Below are 16,876 nucleotides of genomic sequence, written 5' to 3' on the forward strand. Positions count from 1 at the left end.
CCCGGGACTTTGGCGCACTAGTCGGTGGCCCGCAATTCGCGTTGCGGGCCGCCGGTGCGTGAGTGGTCATGCTTTGGGCGTGCCCGGCGAGTTACCCATGTGCTCGCCAAATCTGTTGTCACCGATCAACATTTTCGTCACCGATGCACAGGCAAGTTGAGGAGCTATCCCCATGTCCACCGAAAAAATTCAGCGGGTCGGTGTTATCGGTGCCGGACAGATGGGCGCCGGCATTGCCGAGGTCTGCGCACGCGCGCACATCGACGTGCTGGTGTTCGAGCAGACCCGCGAGCTCGCTGCCGCCGGGCGTTCGCGCATTCTGCGCTCGCTCGATCGTGGTGTGAGCAGCGGCAAGATCACCGAACGTGAGCGTGAGCAAGCCGCATGGCGACTGCGCTTCACCTCCGACCTCGCCGACTTCGCCGACCGCCAGCTTGTGGTCGAAGCCGTACTCGAGGACGAGAAGATCAAAACCGCGATCTTCCGCGAACTCGACGAAGTGGTCACCGACCCCAACGCGGTGTTGGCGTCCAACACCTCCTCGATCCCGATCATGAAGATCGGCATCGCAACGAAGAACCCCGAGCGCGTGCTCGGGCTGCACTTCTTCAACCCCGTTCCAGTGCTGCCATTGGTCGAACTCGTCACGACGCTGAAGACGAGCACCGAGGTTGCACAGCGCGCGGAGGCCTTCGCCAGCGACGTCCTCGGCAAGCAGGTCGTCCGGTCCGCTGACCGCTCCGGGTTCGTCGTCAACGCCTTGCTCGTCCCGTACCTGCTTTCGGCAATTCGGATGGTCGAATCCGGATTCGCCACGAAGGAAGACATCGACAAGGCGACCGTCCTCGGTCTCGCACACCCGATGGGTCCGCTCGCGCTGACCGACCTGGTTGGGCTCGATACTGTCAAGTCGATCGCAGACTCGATGTACGAAGAGTTCAAGGAGCCGCTGTACTCGGCGCCTCCGCTGCTCATGCGTATGGTCGAAGCAGGGCTGGTCGGCAAGAAGTCGGGTGCTGGGTTCTACCAGTACACAGACAAGAACGGCCGCGTCGCGAAATAGACACTTGACGCAGGTGAGCGCACGGCGGCCGATAGGGTCACAAGTGCGCTCACCTGCGTTTCGCGTTTTCGGAGAAAGGTCGACATTTCCATGGCCAGCAGCGGGGACGGTTACGGGTCCAGCGTTCTCGGATATCCGCGAATCGGTCCACATCGAGAACTCAAACGAGCGCTCGAGGGCTACTGGCACGGCAGCGTCAGTCGCGAGGAACTGCTGACCGTCGGCCGTGATCTGCAAGAGTCCGCGATCAGCGAGCTAGCCGCCACGGGCATCACCCAGGTCCCCGGCAATACCTTTTCCTTCTACGATCACGTCCTCGACAACGCGTTGCTTTTCGGTGCCGTCCCCACCCGATACAAGCCGTTCCAGGATTCGATGGATCCGCTGGACTTCTACTTCACCATGGCTCGCGGCGGCCCGGATTATCCGCCGCTGGAGCTGGTGAAATATTTCGGGACGAACTACCACTACCGTCAGCCGGAACTCGATGCGACGACCGAATTCTCGCTGCACGCGGAAGCTTTGCTCGACGAACTCGATCGCGCCCGAGCGCGCGGTATCGAACTGCGACCGGTTGTGCTCGGCCCGGTCTCGCTGTTGCTGCTCTCGAAGGTAGCTCCGTGCGAAACGGATCCCGAGTTCACGACACTGAGCCTGCTCGACACACTGCTGCCGCAGTACGAGGCGCTGTTCACCGAACTCGCCAGACGTAACGCGACCTGTGTGCAACTCGACGAGCCGTCCTTCACCAGTGACCGGACGTCTGAGGAACTTGCCGCGTTCGAGAAGACCTACCAACGCTTGTCGACGTCGGGGCTGCGGCCGCGCATGCTCGTCACCGGCCCCTACGGCGACTTCGGTGAAGCGCTCACCATTCTCGCCGCGTCGAAGGTCGAGGCGATCGGTCTGGATCTGGCGTCGCATCGAGTCAAGCCCGACGACCTCGCCGCGATCCCGGGGATCAAACGCAAGCGGCTGTACGCGGGCGTGATCAGCGGCCGAAACGTCTGGCGCGCAGACCGTTTCGTCACCCTGACCTACCTGAACGAGCTTGCGAAGGTCTGCCCCGATCTAGTCGTGTCGACCGGCTGCACGCTGTTGCACGTGCCGTACGACGTGCTCGTCGAGTACGAGATCGACGGCAATGTCGCCGACCGTCTCGCGTTCGCGAAGCAGAAGACCACCGAAGTCGTCTCCCTTGCCAAGGCGCTCACGGACGGTCCGTCGGAGAAGTGGCGTAAGCGACCGACCTCGGTGCATTTCAAGCAGAAGCACGCTGTCCGCCAGCGGGTCTATGCGGTCACCGACGAGATGCGGCAGCGCGAGCCGTACGAGGTCCGCAAAGTCGCGCAGCAGGAAAAGTTGAAGCTGCCCGTGGTTCCAGCGACGACGTTGGGATCGTTTCCGCACAGCGACCAGATCAAACAAGCGCGCTACGAACTCGGTCAGGGCCGCCTGGAGTGGGACGAGTACCGCACGCGCGTCCAAGCCGAAATCGAAGCCACGATACGTCTGCAGGAAGACATCGGACTCGATGTTCTTGTGCACGGCGAGCACGAGCGCAACGACATGATTCAGTACTTCGCCGAACTGCTCGAAGGCTTTTCGTTCACGCACAACGGTTGGGTGCAGGTCTACGGTTCGCGCTGTGTGCGTCCGCCGATCCTCTACGGCGACGTGTCTCGGCCTGCACCGATGAGCGTCGAGTGGTCGACCTACGCGCAGTCGCTGACGGACAGGCCGGTCAAAGGCATCGTCACGGGTCCGGTCACGATGCTCGCTCGTTCGTTCGTCCGACAGGACCAACCGCTGTACGAGACGGCCGATCAGGTCGCCCTAGCGATCCGCGACGAGGTCGTCGACCTGGAAAAGGCCGGCATCGGCATCATCCAGGTCGACGAACCCGCAATCCGCGAATTGCTGCCGCTACGAGAAAAAGGCCGCGCGGAGTACCTGCGATGGTCGGTAGCTGCGTTCCGCCTGGCGACCTCCGGCGTGCGCCCCGAGACTCAGATCCACACCCACATCGGGTATTCGGGTCTGCAGATCGTCGTCGACGCCATCGAAGAACTCGATGCCGACGTGACGGCGATCGTTGCAACGCGATCGATCGAGTGGGTGCTCGAAGCGCTGCAGGGCGACGTGTCCGAAGGTGCAGGCCTGACGCGGGGCGTCGGTCCAGGTGTGTACGAGAGCAGGTCCGCGCGCATCCCTGACATCGACGAACTCGACGAGTTGCTCACGAAAGCGTCCGATGCGGTCGACATCGACCGGTTGTGGGCGAACCCTGACGGCGGTTTGAAGACGAGGCACCACTGGCAACTCGATCCGTCGCTGCGCAACCTCGTCGCTGCGGCCAGGCGCCTGAGGCGGCGAAGCCGCTCGTGAGTCCTTTCGGAGGGCGGAACCTCCTAAAGGACGCACGAGCCGCGTAGCGGCCTACGGCTTTTTTCGGCTGGGCCGCAGCGGCGGAACGACTATTCCCGCGAGTCCACGTAGCCCGGCGAAAGCCAGATTGCCGAAGTCGAAGTAGTCGTGCATCCGGACGATCTCGCCGCTGTGCACTTCGAAGCGGCCGAACGCCCAGATCACCATTTCCAGCGGGCCGACCTTGACGAATTCTCGACGGGCGGTGAGGACGACTTCGCCGTTGCCCGCGATCTCGAGGCCGACCAGGTCGAAGTTGCTCAGCAGGCTCGCTGCCAGACCGAACACGTGACGGAAAGCTGCACGGCCGCGGACGGACGGTAGCCCGGACTGCGTCAGTACGAACGTCTCCGACAGCAGCCCTGCGGCGGCGTCTGGATCGAGAGCTTGCAGTGAACGAAGGAATGCCCGGACCACTTCGACTTCGAGCGTCTCACCCATACGGATGTGTGGATCGAGTTTCGAGACCTGACCGTCTTCCATGTGGCACTCCCGTTCCGCAGCGATGTCGCGGGGCGACACTGCACCGAAAACACCTTAACCCGGTTGCCGCACGCGCGAACATATGTCGTGAGCCACGCTTTCGAATTGCCAGCGGCATGGATGCAGGGGTAGTGATGTATGCATGGTCACCGCCGCCGCATATGCCGTTTCAGCTCCCGATGCCACGTTCGAGAAGGTGACGATCGATCGTCGCGAACTCGGTCCCACCGACGTAGCGATCGATATCAAGTTCGCCGGAATCTGTCATTCCGACATTCATACGGCTCGCAACGAATGGAAGGGCACGCAGTATCCGTGCGTTCCGGGCCACGAGATCGTCGGCCTCGTATCCGACGTCGGGTCGGAGGTCACCAAATTCAAGCGCGGTGACCGCGTCGGCGTCGGCTGCTTCGTCGATTCGTGCGGCGTCTGCGAGTCGTGTGTTGCAGGCGAAGAGCAGTACTGCATAAAAGGTGTTGTGGCGACGTACAATTCGCCGTTGCCGGACGGTTCGCCCACGTTGGGCGGTTACTCGACCCACGTCGTCGTCACCGAAGGGTTTGTGTTGTCGATACCCGACGGACTCGACCTCGACGTCGCAGCGCCGCTGCTGTGCGCAGGCATCACGCTGTACTCACCGCTCAAGCATTGGGGCGCAGGCCCCGGCAAGCAGGTCGCGATCATCGGCATGGGCGGCCTCGGCCACGTCGGTGTGAAGATTGCCAACGCCCTCGGCGCCGAGGTGACCGTACTGAGCCAGTCGTTGAGCAAAGAGGAAGACGGCAAACGTCTCGGCGCGCATCACTACTACGCCACGAGTGATCGAAATACGTTCAAGGAGTTGAAGAATCGGTTCGACCTGATCCTCAACACCGTGTCCGTGAACTTGAACATCGACTCCTATCTGCGTCTGCTCGCCGTGAACGGAACACTCGTCGAACTCGGTCTGCCCGAGAATCCGATCGAGGTGCGCGCGTCGTTCCTCGCCGCCAATCGGCGCAGTCTCGCTGGCTCGATGGTCGGTGGCATCGCACAGACGCAGGAGATGCTCGACTTCTGTGCCGAGCACGGTATCGGCGCGGAAATCGAAGTGATCGCCGCGGACAAGATCGACGAGGCATACGAGCGGGTCCTTGCCAGCAACGTGCGCTATCGCTTCGTCATCGACGCCGCGACCATGTGACGGTCTGACTACACAGGATCCAGGATCCGCTGCAGGAACTGGCGGGTTCTTGCTTGTGTCGGGTCGACGAGGACCTTGCCCGGCGGACCGGACTCGACCACGAGACCGCCTTCGATGAACAGCACCTGATCGGCGACCTGCTGCGCGAAGCGAATCTCGTGGGTGACGATCACCATCGTCCAGCCTTGGCTCGCAAGGTCTTTGATGACGCGGAGCACCTCGCCGACCAGTTCCGGATCGAGCGCCGATGTTGGCTCGTCGAACAGCATCAGTTTCGGTTTCATCGCAAGCGCACGAGCGATGCCGACGCGTTGTTGCTGTCCGCCCGACAGTTGGTACGGATACTGATCGGCCTTGGCGCCGAGCCCGACACTCTCGAGCAGTTCGAGGGCGTCGGACTTCGCTTCCGCTTTCGACCGTTTCTGGACGATGACGGGACCTTCGATGACGTTCTGCAGCACCGTCTTGTGTGGGAAGAGGTTGTGACTCTGGAACACCATGCCGCTCTGGGCACGGAATCGGGCCAGCTGCGCGCGCTCGACCTTCTTGCCGAAGTCGACGGAAACGTCGGCGATCGTGATGACGCCTGCATCGGCCTGATCGAGCGCATTGAGCGCCCGCAGGACCGTCGTCTTGCCGGATCCGGACGGACCGATGACGACGGTCACCGAACCGGACGCGGCGGTGAACGAGATGTCCTTCAAGACCTCGTGATCGCCGAACGCTTTACGTATTCCGGCGACTTCGAGCAACGGTTCGGTCATTTCGCCACGTACCTGTCCAGTCGAGTTTCGAGCCTGCCCTGCGCGAACGAGAGCACCAAGCAGATAACCCAGTAGTACACCGCAGCGACGCCGTAGAGGGCGAAGAAGTCGAACGTAGGCGCCGCCGCCAACTGCGCAACCCGCAGCAACTCCGTCACAAGGACGGTCGATGCGAGCGAGGTGTCCTTCACCAGCGAGATCAGCGTGTTCGACAGCGGCGGGACCGCGGTCCGGGCGGCCTGCGGCAGAACGATCCGTCGCAGCGTCGTCGGATACCGCATGCCGATCGTCTGCGCAGCCTCCCACTGTCCCTTCGGGATACTGAGAATCGCGGCCCGAATCACCTCGGCCGCATAACCTCCGACGTTGAGGCTGAATGCGATGACTGCCGCGGGAAACGGATCGATGACGATATCGAACTGCGGCAATGCGTAGAACACGATGAACAACTGCACGAGCAACGGTGTGCCGCGAATGATCGAGATGTAGAACCGCGCCGCTGCCGACAGCGGCAGGATTTTCGAGATCCGCGCGAGTGCGACGAACAGCGCGATCACAAGACCGAGTGCAAAGCTGATGATCGTCAGCGGAATCGTCTTGGTGACGGTGGCCTCTAACATCGGCCCGAGGTTGTTCCAGATCAGCTCACGGGTGTTGGCATCCATGTGTGTTGTCGCCGGCTACTGCTGGCTGACGTCCTGGCCGAAATACTTGTCGGAGATCTTGGCAAGCGTTCCGTCGGCCCGCAGTTCGTCGAGCGCCTTGTTCACGTCGGCGATCAAACCGCTGTCCTTGCGTGCAGCGAACACCTGCAGGCTGGTGTCGTCGGTTGTGCCCGCGATCTTGATGTCGGAATCGTTCTTCTGCTTCTGGTAGTCGGCGACGGCGAGGTTGTCGTTGACCGTGGCGTCGACGCGTCCGTCCTTGAGCAGTTGGATCGCCTGCACGAAGCCTTCGACCGACTCGACCTTCGCGCCTGCGTCGGTGGCTACCTTCGCCCAGTTGCTCGTCGCGGACTGCGCGGTGGTCTTGCCCTGCAGGTCTGCGAGCGTCGTGATGTCGTTGTTGTCGGCGCGGGTGACGATGACACCTTCGGACACCGTGTACGGCTCGGAGAGGTCGTACTTGCCCTTGCGGTCGTCGTTGAGGGTGACCTGATTGGCGACGAGGTCGAATCGCTTCGATTCGAGGCCGGCGAAGATCGAGTCCCATGGAATCTGGACGAACTCGACACGCACGCCGAGCTTCTCGCCGACAGCCTCGATGACCTCGATGTCGTAGCCGGCGAGCTCGCCGTTCTCCTGGAAGCTGAACGGCGGATAGGTGCCCTCCGTACCGACTTTGAGCACCCCGTCTTCTTTGACCTTGTCGATCACGGGACCGTCGGAGTCACCGCCGCAGCCGGTGAAACTCACCGCGGCAATGGCAGCGAACGCGATGGCGATCATTTTGCGGCGCACAGGAACTCCTTCGGGGCTGGCACACGTCGAGACGCAACCATAGGTGAAGTCGGTACAACTGCAGCAGGCTTGCGATCAGCGTGCGCGAAACAGTTGCTCCGACCCTAACCAGTTCCGTCCATCCACGGTGGGATTCCCACCCAGCAGGCTGCGTCGACGCGGTCAGCTGCCGATCGGCTTGCCGAACAAGCCTGCGACCAGGTCTCCGACGACCGACTGCCACACCGGCCAGGTGCGTTCGTCCAGTGCCATCGAACCGACGTCCGTTGTGGTGCACCCAGCGGCGACGGGAACTCCGGCGAAGCGGTCGCGAATCCACAGCAGCGCACTCGGCACGGCCGCGATCTCCAGGGTGATGTGTTCGCTGAAGTGGTCGCGGGTGTACTGCACCTTGGCATTCGGGTCTTTGCAGTAGGTGTCGACGAGGGTGTTCACGGGTCCGACCGGGACGATCCAGTCGGGGTTCGCCTGATACATGTACATCGGGAACTGTGGGACGGATTTGCCCATCTTGATCTTGTCGAGGACGCTCTTCGCAATCGGGTCGTCGAGCGGATCGCCGGGTGTGTCGAACATCCCCTTCAGGTTGCCGAAGGGGAGCAGTGCGGCCTGGTAGGCGACGCACAGCGGGTTCTTCGCGGCGACGAGTGCTTGGCCGAGTGGGTCGAGCTTGGCGTTCATCAACGCGGCAAGCTCAGGATATTCACGGCTGACGCCGATCATGCCCCCCATGATCAGACCCGACGCGGCGTTGTTGTCGGCGAGGTTGAGCATGGCGGTGATGTCGGCTGGAATGCCACCTTCGGCGGCTCCGACGATGTTCAGTTCTGGTGCATATGACTCGTGCAGTTCGGCTGCATGGCCTGTTGCGATGGCACCGCCCGAGTAGCCGAGCATGGCGACCTGCGTGTCGCGACCGGCGAGGCCGAGTAGATCGAAGTTCTCGGCTGCGCGGATCCCGTCGAGGGTGATCCGGCCGGCAAGTGGTCCTGCGGCGTATGCGGAATCGGGTCCCTGATGGTCGGGCACCACGACCGCCCAACCCTGCGCAACCGCGGCCTGTATCTCGAGGAATTGGGCTGTGAGGACCTGCTGACCCGTGATCAGGCCGGGTAGCGATCCCTGCTGCAGGGCGTAGGAGGCGGTGCAGTAGTGACCGAGCGAGTCTTCTGCAGGCTGAAAAGACAGCAGATTGCGGGCGCCCGTGCCGTTGCCACGTGGCTTGATGACAGTCGCGACGGACGGGATCGCCTCGCCCCGAGTGTTGTTGGAGCGGAACGACAATTGCCACGCGTCCACGTTCACGGGGATGAGGGAGAGGTTCGCGAGGGTGACCTGGCGGGCTGCGATGAGCTCGCCCGGCGCCTTCGATGCCACGACGTCGGCGGGCGGATCGTAGAAGCCCGGATCGAGCTCGGGTGGCAGCGGGAAGTGCGGAAAGGGGAGCGCCGGTTGCACCGGGACGGACGGTTCGGCGCTGGCCGGTGCGCTGACTGCGATGTGGCCGGCGATTGCGATGCCGGCGGCGAGAGTCAGTGCGCGACGGGTGATCGACGATGATCCAGCCATATTGCTCCCTCGTGAAAGCGCTGAGGTGAGACGAGTGCGTCTCACTCTGTAGGCAGAGACGATAGGGGAGTGTGACGTGAATCGCAAAATCTACCCACCCGCCGCGAGCGGACATCGCGTCAGGCGACCGGATCGGGTCCTTTCACAAGGCCGAGCAGCACCCTGCTCAACACCTCGACCAAATCGGCGATGGGTGCCTTCGGCTCGACGATCGTCCACTGATGAACGAGACCGTTGACAGCTCCGATGAACGCGATTGCCGACATTGCTGAACCCCCGCGTGGTGGATTCTCGATACCGCCGAACACGGCATGGGTTGCGGCCTCGTACAACTGAATCCAGTTGGCGCGACGTTCGAACCGATGCTGCTCGACGCGTTCGCTGACGCCGACTATCTCGACGAAGGCGATCTTCGCTCGGCGCGCGTCGCCACCGACCGACTCCACATACGCCGTCATCACCGCGGTTGCCAGTTCGCTCGGGTCCGTCGACGTCGACCCCTCCAGTGCTGCGACCAACGCTGCCCGTGCGTCGTCCTGGATCTTGTCGTAGACGGCAATCAGAAGGTCCTCACGACTGCCGAACTCCTCGTAGAACTGGCGGCGGGACAGTTCGACACTCGCGCAGATGTCGGTGATCGAACTCTTCGCGTAGCCCTTGTCGGAGAACACGGTCACGGCACCGTCGATGAAGCGCGCACGTCGCTCCGCGCGCCGATCGGCCACCGACCGACCGCCATAACTTCGTTCGGTGTCCGGCAGTGTCACAGCAAAAGTCTAGTCGCGTCGCAAGAGGTGGAGCGGGTCAGTCGAGGCCGCGCTTGGTGATGCTCTCCGCGATGTCGCGTGCCTTCGTGTTGGACTGTTGCGAGAGTCGGACCAACAGATCGAAGGCTTGTTCGGAATCGATCGAATAGCGCTGCATCAGCATGCCCTTCGCCTGTCCGATCACGTCTCGGCTGTCCAGTGCATCGCGCAACTGCTGCTCGCGACGCGCAGCCGCAATCGCGACCGAGGCGTGCGTCGCGAGAGGGAGCCCTATGTCCGCCGAACCGTCGTCGAAGGCGTCGGTCTTGCTGGAGTACATGTTGAGCGCGCCGATGTGCTCTTTCTCGACCCACAGCTGGAAGCTCAGCATGCTTCCGACTCCGGCAGAAGCGGCGGTCTCACTGAACCCGCCCCACCGCTCCTCTTTCGACATGTCGGTGACCAGGACTACCTGCTCGTCATGTGCTGCATCGATGCATGGGCCGCGCCGGATCTCTTCCTGCATCTTGTCGATGAGTGCGGGAAGTTCGCCGGTTGCGCCACGGGAGTCGAGCTTGCCGTTTTCGGTGATCAGCGTGATGCCTGCGTGCTCGGACCCGGGGATCGCAGTCCGCGCGGCTTCGCAGACTTCGCTCAGCACCGAGTCGAAATCGTCGTGCTCGCGATGAAATTTGCGCGCGAGTTCGGCAAGGATCGCGCTGAGCTGGATTTCCGGGTCGCAAGGACCGAGTTCGTCGTCTGTGGACTGCGTATCCGCAGGTTCGACCAACTTTTCTATCACCGATTCCGACATCGCTTCGCTCCAACTGCCCAGCACCGAATGAGTCGGTGCATCGTTTCTGCATCGTACTCGTCGTTACTCGAGTCCTTCACGCAACTGCGCAAGAGTTCGCGACAGCAGCCGCGACACGTGCATCTGCGATATTCCGAGTTTATCGGCAATCTGAGATTGAGTCATGTTGCCGAAAAACCTGTAGAGCAGCACCATACGCTCGCGCTCGGGCAGTGCCTCCAGAAGCGGACGCAAAGCTTCGTGATTCTCGACGTTTTCCAACGCCGCGTCGAAGTCGCCGATCGTCTCCAGCAGCGGCAGTTCGTCCGATCGATTACCGACCGTGCTGTCGACGGACACCGTTTGATAGGCATTGCCTGCAACGAGTCCCTGGGCGACCTCCTCCGGATCGAGGTCGAGTTCGGCGGACAGCTCTTTGACCGTCGGTGTTCGGCCGAGTCGCTGCGCGAGATCACTTGTCGCCTTGCTCAGCGACAGATGCAGTTCTTTCATACGGCGAGGTACCCGCACGGCCCATCCGGTGTCACGGAAATGACGCCGTACCTCACCCATGATCGTCGGCACCGCGAACGAGACGAAGTCGGACCCACGCGTTACGTCGAAACGCTTGACGGCGTTGACAAGACCGAGCCGCGCAACCTGGACCAGGTCGTCGTGTGCCTCGCCGCGACCGTCGAAACGGCGAGCGATGTGCTCGGCGAGGGGTAGGCAACGGACGACGAGTTCGTCACGCAGCTTCTGCCGCTGCGGATCGTTCTCGTCGAGCTTTTCGATCTCTTCGAATGCGCCGGCCACGTCTTCGTAGTCGTCCCCCTTGCGGGGAGTGCGGCCCGCGTTACCGCGAGGCGTCACGCGTCGCTGCCCTGCTTGTTCTTTGTGAATGTGAGAACGGTGATCTCCCCGCTCGGATTGTCGGGATCGACATCGCGCGTCAGTTCGATGGAGTCGGTCAAGGCATTCAGCACGTGCCAGCCGAAGGAACGCTGACTCGGGGCTTCTCCAGGTGAGGTCGGTGCACTGATCGAGACGTTCAAGTCCGTCTCCGACGGTTGGAACCGGCAGACCAACGACGCGCCGTCGACAGCGCGAAGAATGAGGTGGCTGCACGCTTCGTCGATGGCGAGGCGAACGTCGGCGATCGAATCGAGATCGAAATCCTCCTGGCCCGCTATGGCTGCCGCAACCGCACGAATGATCGACAATTGCGTCGCCGCCGCTCGGACGCGAAGCTCGACCACCGAACGCGACGTAGCGGCATTGCGATCCACTGCCTCTATGTTCGGCACGAGACCTCCGACCGTGCGTTCGAAATGTGCTGCAGTATTGGCATCGAACTCCAACCTCTCTCGGCTATTCGACGAGGGTACTCAGTCGCACAGCAACCGCGTCGAACTGCGTATGTAGGAGACCATCAACGGCTCGATAGATAGCTACCCGCCCTGCTGGATTCGAACCATCGGAGCTGCGTAGGTAAGGGGTGACTCCCTTGCTGGTTGCCGTTACGTCGCGTACCGTTCGAGAAGCAGGTTGAGCACACAGCCGCTCGGGGAAGCCACATAACTTTCGAGTCGGCTTACGAGCTCCTACGCGGCATCTGACCTTTCGGTCGTGCAGCTTCCCCTCACCATCACAACGAATGGGAGGGCTATGACAATCTTGCCTAGCGACACCAGTATGCCGAATATTGTTGTCCAACAACGAATCAGCGTTCAATCCGCTATCGCCTCGATCGCTCCGACTGCGCGTGCTCGCGCACCCCGTCCCGCCGTGGACGGCATCGAATTTCGTTCCGAGCGAATCAGTTCCAGTTTGGTGATCGTCTACGTCCGTGGCGACGTCGACCTGAGCACGATGCCCGCCTTGCGCGAGCATGTTCGGAGCCAGATCGCAGGGAACCGCAAGCTCGTTCTGGACTTGTCGGAGCTCGATTTCATCGGCACGGACGGCTTGGCGGTGCTTGCCGATCTCGACGCACGAGACGGAGCGGCAGGCTGGGCGCTCGTCGGCGGCCGTGCAGTGAACCGACTCCTGCGGGCAGCGGATCTGAGCACCCGCTACCGCGCATTCGACTCACTCGACAGTGCCCTGTGCTCCTTGCGGGCGATCGCGGGCTAGTCGCGATTGCCGGCAGAGTAGCGCCGAAGAACCAATCGATCCAGCCCATCGCATATCGTGTAGCTGGATCGATTGGGGCACGCGATGGACGAGTCGAGGCACGAGCACAATCGCGCTGAACCACGCCACTACATCGCGAAAACTGTCACCGTCTTTGCGTTGGTGGCAGCCTTGCTCGGGTTCGGAATCGTCGCAGATTTCTGGGAGATCGACTGGCCGGGCAAGACGACGCGACCGCACACGGCGGCCCAAGCGGTTCAGACATCGACCCGGGCACCACTTCCACCATTGGACGTCGATGCTGTTGCAGGCACGGTCAATCCGTCACTGGTCAACATCAACGTCAGCGTCGGTCCGCTCGAATTGCAGGGCGCAGGAAGCGGAATCGTTCTCACCGGCGACGGTCAAGTACTGACGAGCCACCACGTCATCAAGGGCGCGGTGGATATTTCTGTCACCGACGTGACGACCGGACTGATCTACGACGCAACGACACTCGGCTACGACAGCACACACGACATCGCGCTGCTGCAACTGCAGAATGCCGCCGATCTGCGCGGCGCGCGGCTCGGCAACTCCGACGACGTCGCGGTCGGCGACGAAATCGTCGCTATGGGCAATGCAGGTGGTCGCGGCGGAATGCCGACCACCTCGCCGGGCAAGACGACAGCACTCGACGCCACCATCGTCGCGCGCAACGAATCGGATTTCTCCCGCGAATATTTGACCGACCTCATCGAGGTCGAAGCCGCGGTGGCGCCGGGACAATCCGGCGGCGCGCTCGCCGACACCACCGGGGCTGTCATCGGAATGGTCACCGCCGCAACGATTCCAGCAGATTCCGACACCGACGCAGAACTGCCCGCGGAGCCGCCCGCTGTCGTGCCCGCGCCGACCGAGCCCGATCCCGATCCGCCCCTTCCGACGATGGGCTATGCGATCCCCATCAACCAGGTGCTCGACGTCGTCGAGCAGATCAACTCGGGTCGGCGCTCAGATGAGGTACACATCGGCCCGACCGCGACACTCGGCGTCCTCGTGACCACCGTCGACGACACCCGTCCCGACGGCACCCCAGTTGTAGGCGCACGTGTCGAGATCGCGATGTACGGATCGCCAGCCTACGAAGCCGGTCTGGTCAGAGGAGATCTGATCTCGGCCATCGACGGAATACCCGTCGAGTCGTCGAAAACCTTGCGAGAAGCCATCTCCGCGCGCCTGCCAGGGGTTGTGATCACCCTCGACATCACCGACGAAACAGGAAGTACGCGCAAGGTCGATGTCGTCCTTGCCGATGGTCCGCCCAACTGACTCGCGGGGCAGGTTTGGCGCGATCCGGCCCGGGTAATCAACGCCTTGCATACGTTCCCGATCTGGAGGTAGTCAGCGTGACCGACGACAAGAGTGGCCCCATCGAAGGCATCAAAGGTGCGGTCGAAGGCGTTAAGGGCAAGGTCAAGGAAGTAGCTGGCGCGGTGCTCGGTCAGGACGGCCTGCAGCGAGAGGGCGCGGCTCAGCAAGACAAAGCGGAGAGTCAGCTGGAGGCGGCCAAGCACGAAGCGGAGGCAGAGAAGGCACGAGCCGAAGCCAAGATCGATGAGCAACGGCAGCGCGCCGAACAAGATCGGTAAATCATCCCGACGCCTCGACAGCGTGCCGACGGTCGGCGTGGAGGAGGAATTGCTCCTCGTCGACCCCGGCTCCGGTCACCCCGTGCCCAAAGGAGCCGATGTCGTGCGGGTGGCAAAGGCAGCCGGTCTCGAGTTTTCGATGGAACTGACGCAGTGCCAAGTCGAGACCGTGTCACCCGTCTGCACAACGGCTGCACAATTGCGAAACAGCCTCGTCGAGCATCGTAGGGGAGCTGCAACAGCAGCGTCGAGCGTCGGCGCAACAGTTCTTGCAGTAGCGGTGCCGCCTGTTGTGCCGCATGAGTTTCCGATCACCGATACCCCGCGCTACCGGAAGATCGGCGAGCGATTCGGGGCGATTGCGCACGAGCAAGGGATATGCGGCGCCCACGTGCACGTCGAAGTCCCGGATCGAGAAACGGGTGTAGCGGTCAGCAATCACCTGCGCCCATGGTTGCCTATGCTGTTGGCACTGACCGCGAACTCAGCGATTTATCGCGGTGTCGATACCGGGCACGCCAGTTGGCGATCGGTATTGTGGTCGAGATGGCCGAGTGCTGGGCCGCCACCGTATTTCGAATCCGCCTCCCACTACGACCGCATCGTCGCGATGATGTGCGAGAGCGGCGTGATGGTCGATGTCGGGCAGGTGTATTGGGACGTCAGACTCTCCGAAAACTTTCCGACAGTCGAAATCCGTTGCAGCGATGTGCCTTCGACTGTCGACGAAACCGTTCTCCATGCGACTCTCGTTCGAGCGGCGGTGATGACCGCGCTGGCGGAGATCGAAAAGGGCGACGTCGCAAAACAGCTCGCACCTGAGATCGTTCGCGCGGCGTACTGGAAGGCTGCACACGACGGCCTGTCCGGGGACGGCATAGACATGGCTACCGGCGACACCGTCTCCGCGATCGTCCTACTTCGCCGATTGGTCGAACGAATTCGTCCTGCGCTCGAAAAACTTGGCGAATACGAGCAGGTGGTCACGGCGCTCCGCGACGTGCACGCGCATGGTAACGGGGCAACGACTCAGATCCGAACGTTGCGGCGACGCAACAAGATCGCCGATGTACTGGCCGAAGTCGCACGTAGGACCGTGTCATGACCGACGAACGTGTGGACAAGTCGAACAATGGAGGTGGCGCACGTGGTCGAAACTGCACGCGAACGTGAGGACAAGTACGACGTCGACCTGGAGTTCGTTCTACCGTCCTTCGACGGCGTCCTCCCGCACCGTGGAGCTGCAGAAGACCGCGTCGTACGACTCAGGAGCGTCTACTACGACACAGCCACGCTCGCGTTGCTCGACCGTGGAATCACGTTGCGGCGCAGAGAGGGCGACGTCGACAACGGTTGGCAACTCAAAGTGCCCGGCATCGACGACCGGACGGAGATCTCTGTTCCGCTGACAGAATCCGACACAGTGCCAGCAGAACTCGCAGAGTTGGTAAGCGGCATCGCTCGAGGGCTTACGCTGACCCCCGTCGTCGACATGCGAACACAACGCAGGGTGTTGAGAACGGTCGACGACGCAGGCGCGCTTGTCGTCGAAGTCGCAGACGACATGGTCGATTCCACTCGCTTGGGCACAACGAAGCGGAGCGAAAGATCTTGGCGTGAAGTGGAAGTCGAGCTCGGTACTGCAACCGAGGACGACGCGAGCGGGATCGGTGAGTGCCTGATCGCTGCAGGTGCTAAACCTGCAGGCCGAGTAACCAAACTGGAACGAGCACTGAACCTGGCGCCGATGCGGGAGAACACGCATCGAGGAAAGCGGACTGCGAAAGAGATAATCGCCGAATATGTTGCTGCGCAGGCCGATGCGATTTTCGCAGGCGACGTCGCGTTACGCCGGGGGCTGGCCCCGATACACGATACCCGGGTGGCAACGCGGCGGCTGCGCAGCATCCTGCGTACCTTCGATCCACTGTTCGACGGCGCTCAGGCGGGTCGCCTCGCCGACGAATTGCGTTGGTATGCAGCAATGTTGGGTGAAGTACGAGACCGGCAGGTGCAGCGCAGCCGACAACTCGATGCCGTCCGCGCGTTGCCCGACGAACTTGTGCTCGGTCCGGTGATCGCTCGGATCGACCATCATCTGGCCGGTGAAGAGGCCGAACATCTTCGGGTGTTGCGGGAGGAAATGGCCGGCGAGCGCTATCTGAATCTGCTCGAGACTCTTGCGTTGTGGGAACACCTACCGGAGTTTGCGTCCGACTTCGACGATGGCGAGCGGAAGGTCGTCCGCCACTGTGCCGAGCGCGCGTCACGCAAGGCCCGCAAGCGACTCCGCCGCGCGGTCGCCGGTAAGTCGGATGCTGTCGCGCTACACCGTGCTCGCAAAGCGGCCAAACGCGCGCGTTACGCAGCCGAAGCCGCGACACCGGTACTCGGCGAGCGGGCAGCGGCCGCACTGATCCAGAGACACAAGAGGGTGCAACGAATCTTGGGCGAACATCAAGACACCGTCGTCTCGCGCACCTTGATCAGAAGGCTTGCGAGCATTGCCGGAACCGCTACCGGAGAAAACGGCTTCACTTACGGATTGTTGTACGAGCGTGAACAATTCGCAGCGCAGCGGGCCGAACGCAAGATTGTCCGGCGCCTGAAATAGTCCGGTG

At 62.3% G+C, this 16,876-nt stretch carries 17 protein-coding genes; 8 read left to right on the forward strand and 9 right to left on the reverse strand.

What is annotated here, in order from left to right; genetic code table 11:
• Positions 1-172: 172 nt before the first annotated feature.
• Positions 173-1,063, forward strand: coding sequence for a 3-hydroxybutyryl-CoA dehydrogenase (locus JGU71_RS12465; RefSeq protein ID WP_199704419.1), 891 nt, complete (start codon positions 173-175; stop codon positions 1,061-1,063).
• A gap of 90 nt (positions 1,064-1,153) precedes the next feature.
• Entirely contained in the window at positions 1,154-3,451 is a 2,298-nt protein-coding gene (metE, locus tag JGU71_RS12470; RefSeq protein WP_199704420.1) for a 5-methyltetrahydropteroyltriglutamate--homocysteine S-methyltransferase, read from the forward strand.
• A 51-nt stretch (positions 3,452-3,502) separates the two neighbouring features.
• Here metE and JGU71_RS12475 read toward each other — a convergent pair whose 3' ends face one another.
• Complete coding sequence (locus JGU71_RS12475) at positions 3,503-4,012, reverse strand: limonene-1,2-epoxide hydrolase family protein (RefSeq protein WP_199704421.1); 510 nt, start codon at positions 4,010-4,012, stop codon at positions 3,503-3,505.
• Between the two features lie 103 nt (positions 4,013-4,115).
• On the opposite strand from JGU71_RS12475, the gene JGU71_RS12480 reads away from it, so the two are divergent.
• Complete coding sequence (locus JGU71_RS12480) at positions 4,116-5,156, forward strand: NAD(P)-dependent alcohol dehydrogenase (protein WP_199704422.1); 1,041 nt, start codon at positions 4,116-4,118, stop codon at positions 5,154-5,156.
• 8 nt (positions 5,157-5,164) lie between these two features.
• On the opposite strand, the gene JGU71_RS12485 is transcribed toward JGU71_RS12480, so the two are convergent.
• The 8 genes from JGU71_RS12485 to JGU71_RS12515 form a co-directional block, all read right to left on the reverse strand.
• Positions 5,165-5,920 carry an amino acid ABC transporter ATP-binding protein gene (locus tag JGU71_RS12485; RefSeq protein WP_307829610.1) on the reverse strand — a complete coding sequence of 252 codons (756 nt, stop codon included), beginning with the start codon at positions 5,918-5,920 and terminating at the stop codon, positions 5,165-5,167.
• Positions 5,917-6,585: an amino acid ABC transporter permease gene (locus JGU71_RS29835; RefSeq protein ID WP_307829611.1), complete on the reverse strand. Its 669-nt coding sequence runs from the start codon at positions 6,583-6,585 to the stop codon at positions 5,917-5,919. Before JGU71_RS29835 ends, JGU71_RS12485 begins: the two co-directional genes overlap by 4 nt.
• A 15-nt stretch (positions 6,586-6,600) precedes the next feature.
• On the reverse strand, positions 6,601-7,368 hold the full coding sequence (locus tag JGU71_RS29840; RefSeq protein ID WP_233529174.1) for an amino acid ABC transporter substrate-binding protein: 768 nt from the start codon (positions 7,366-7,368) through the stop codon (positions 6,601-6,603).
• Between the two features lie 174 nt (positions 7,369-7,542).
• Positions 7,543-8,949, reverse strand: coding sequence for a lipase family protein (locus JGU71_RS12495; protein ID WP_199704423.1), 1,407 nt, complete (start codon positions 8,947-8,949; stop codon positions 7,543-7,545).
• 119 nt (positions 8,950-9,068) lie between these two features.
• Positions 9,069-9,716: a TetR/AcrR family transcriptional regulator gene (locus tag JGU71_RS12500; RefSeq protein ID WP_199704424.1), complete on the reverse strand. Its 648-nt coding sequence runs from the start codon at positions 9,714-9,716 to the stop codon at positions 9,069-9,071.
• A gap of 37 nt (positions 9,717-9,753) precedes the next feature.
• Positions 9,754-10,509, reverse strand: a complete 756-nt coding sequence (locus JGU71_RS12505) for a GAF and ANTAR domain-containing protein (RefSeq protein ID WP_199704425.1) — start codon at positions 10,507-10,509, stop codon at positions 9,754-9,756.
• Between the two features lie 63 nt (positions 10,510-10,572).
• Entirely contained in the window at positions 10,573-11,361 is a 789-nt protein-coding gene (locus JGU71_RS12510) for a SigB/SigF/SigG family RNA polymerase sigma factor (RefSeq protein ID WP_199704426.1), read from the reverse strand.
• Positions 11,358-11,795 (reverse strand): ATP-binding protein, encoded by a 438-nt coding sequence (locus tag JGU71_RS12515; RefSeq protein ID WP_199704427.1) that lies wholly within the window; start codon positions 11,793-11,795, stop codon positions 11,358-11,360. Before JGU71_RS12515 ends, JGU71_RS12510 begins: the two co-directional genes overlap by 4 nt.
• A 388-nt stretch (positions 11,796-12,183) precedes the next feature.
• Between JGU71_RS12515 and JGU71_RS12520 the strand changes: the two genes are divergently transcribed.
• The 5 genes from JGU71_RS12520 to JGU71_RS12540 all read left to right on the forward strand — a co-directional run bounded on the left by JGU71_RS12520 (position 12,184) and on the right by JGU71_RS12540 (position 16,869).
• Complete coding sequence (locus JGU71_RS12520; RefSeq protein ID WP_199704428.1) at positions 12,184-12,624, forward strand: STAS domain-containing protein; 441 nt, start codon at positions 12,184-12,186, stop codon at positions 12,622-12,624.
• An 84-nt stretch (positions 12,625-12,708) separates the two neighbouring features.
• Positions 12,709-13,935 carry a S1C family serine protease gene (locus JGU71_RS12525; RefSeq protein ID WP_199704429.1) on the forward strand — a complete coding sequence of 409 codons (1,227 nt, stop codon included), beginning with the start codon at positions 12,709-12,711 and terminating at the stop codon, positions 13,933-13,935.
• Positions 13,936-14,012: 77 nt separating this feature from the next.
• Positions 14,013-14,255, forward strand: coding sequence for a microaggregate-binding protein 1 (gene mbp1 / locus JGU71_RS12530; RefSeq protein ID WP_199704430.1), 243 nt, complete (start codon positions 14,013-14,015; stop codon positions 14,253-14,255).
• The gene (locus JGU71_RS12535; protein ID WP_199704431.1) at positions 14,221-15,360 is read left to right on the forward strand and encodes a glutamate--cysteine ligase 2; all 1,140 of its coding nucleotides are present in this window, start codon (positions 14,221-14,223) and stop codon (positions 15,358-15,360) included. Before mbp1 ends, JGU71_RS12535 begins: the two co-directional genes overlap by 35 nt.
• Before the next feature lie 42 nt (positions 15,361-15,402).
• Positions 15,403-16,869 carry a CYTH and CHAD domain-containing protein gene (locus JGU71_RS12540; protein ID WP_307829613.1) on the forward strand — a complete coding sequence of 489 codons (1,467 nt, stop codon included), beginning with the start codon at positions 15,403-15,405 and terminating at the stop codon, positions 16,867-16,869.
• Positions 16,870-16,876 lie beyond the last annotated feature (7 nt).

It is taken from the genome of Antrihabitans stalagmiti, assembly GCF_016482825.1.
Classification (GTDB): Bacteria; Actinomycetota; Actinomycetes; order Mycobacteriales; family Mycobacteriaceae; genus Antrihabitans; species Antrihabitans stalagmiti.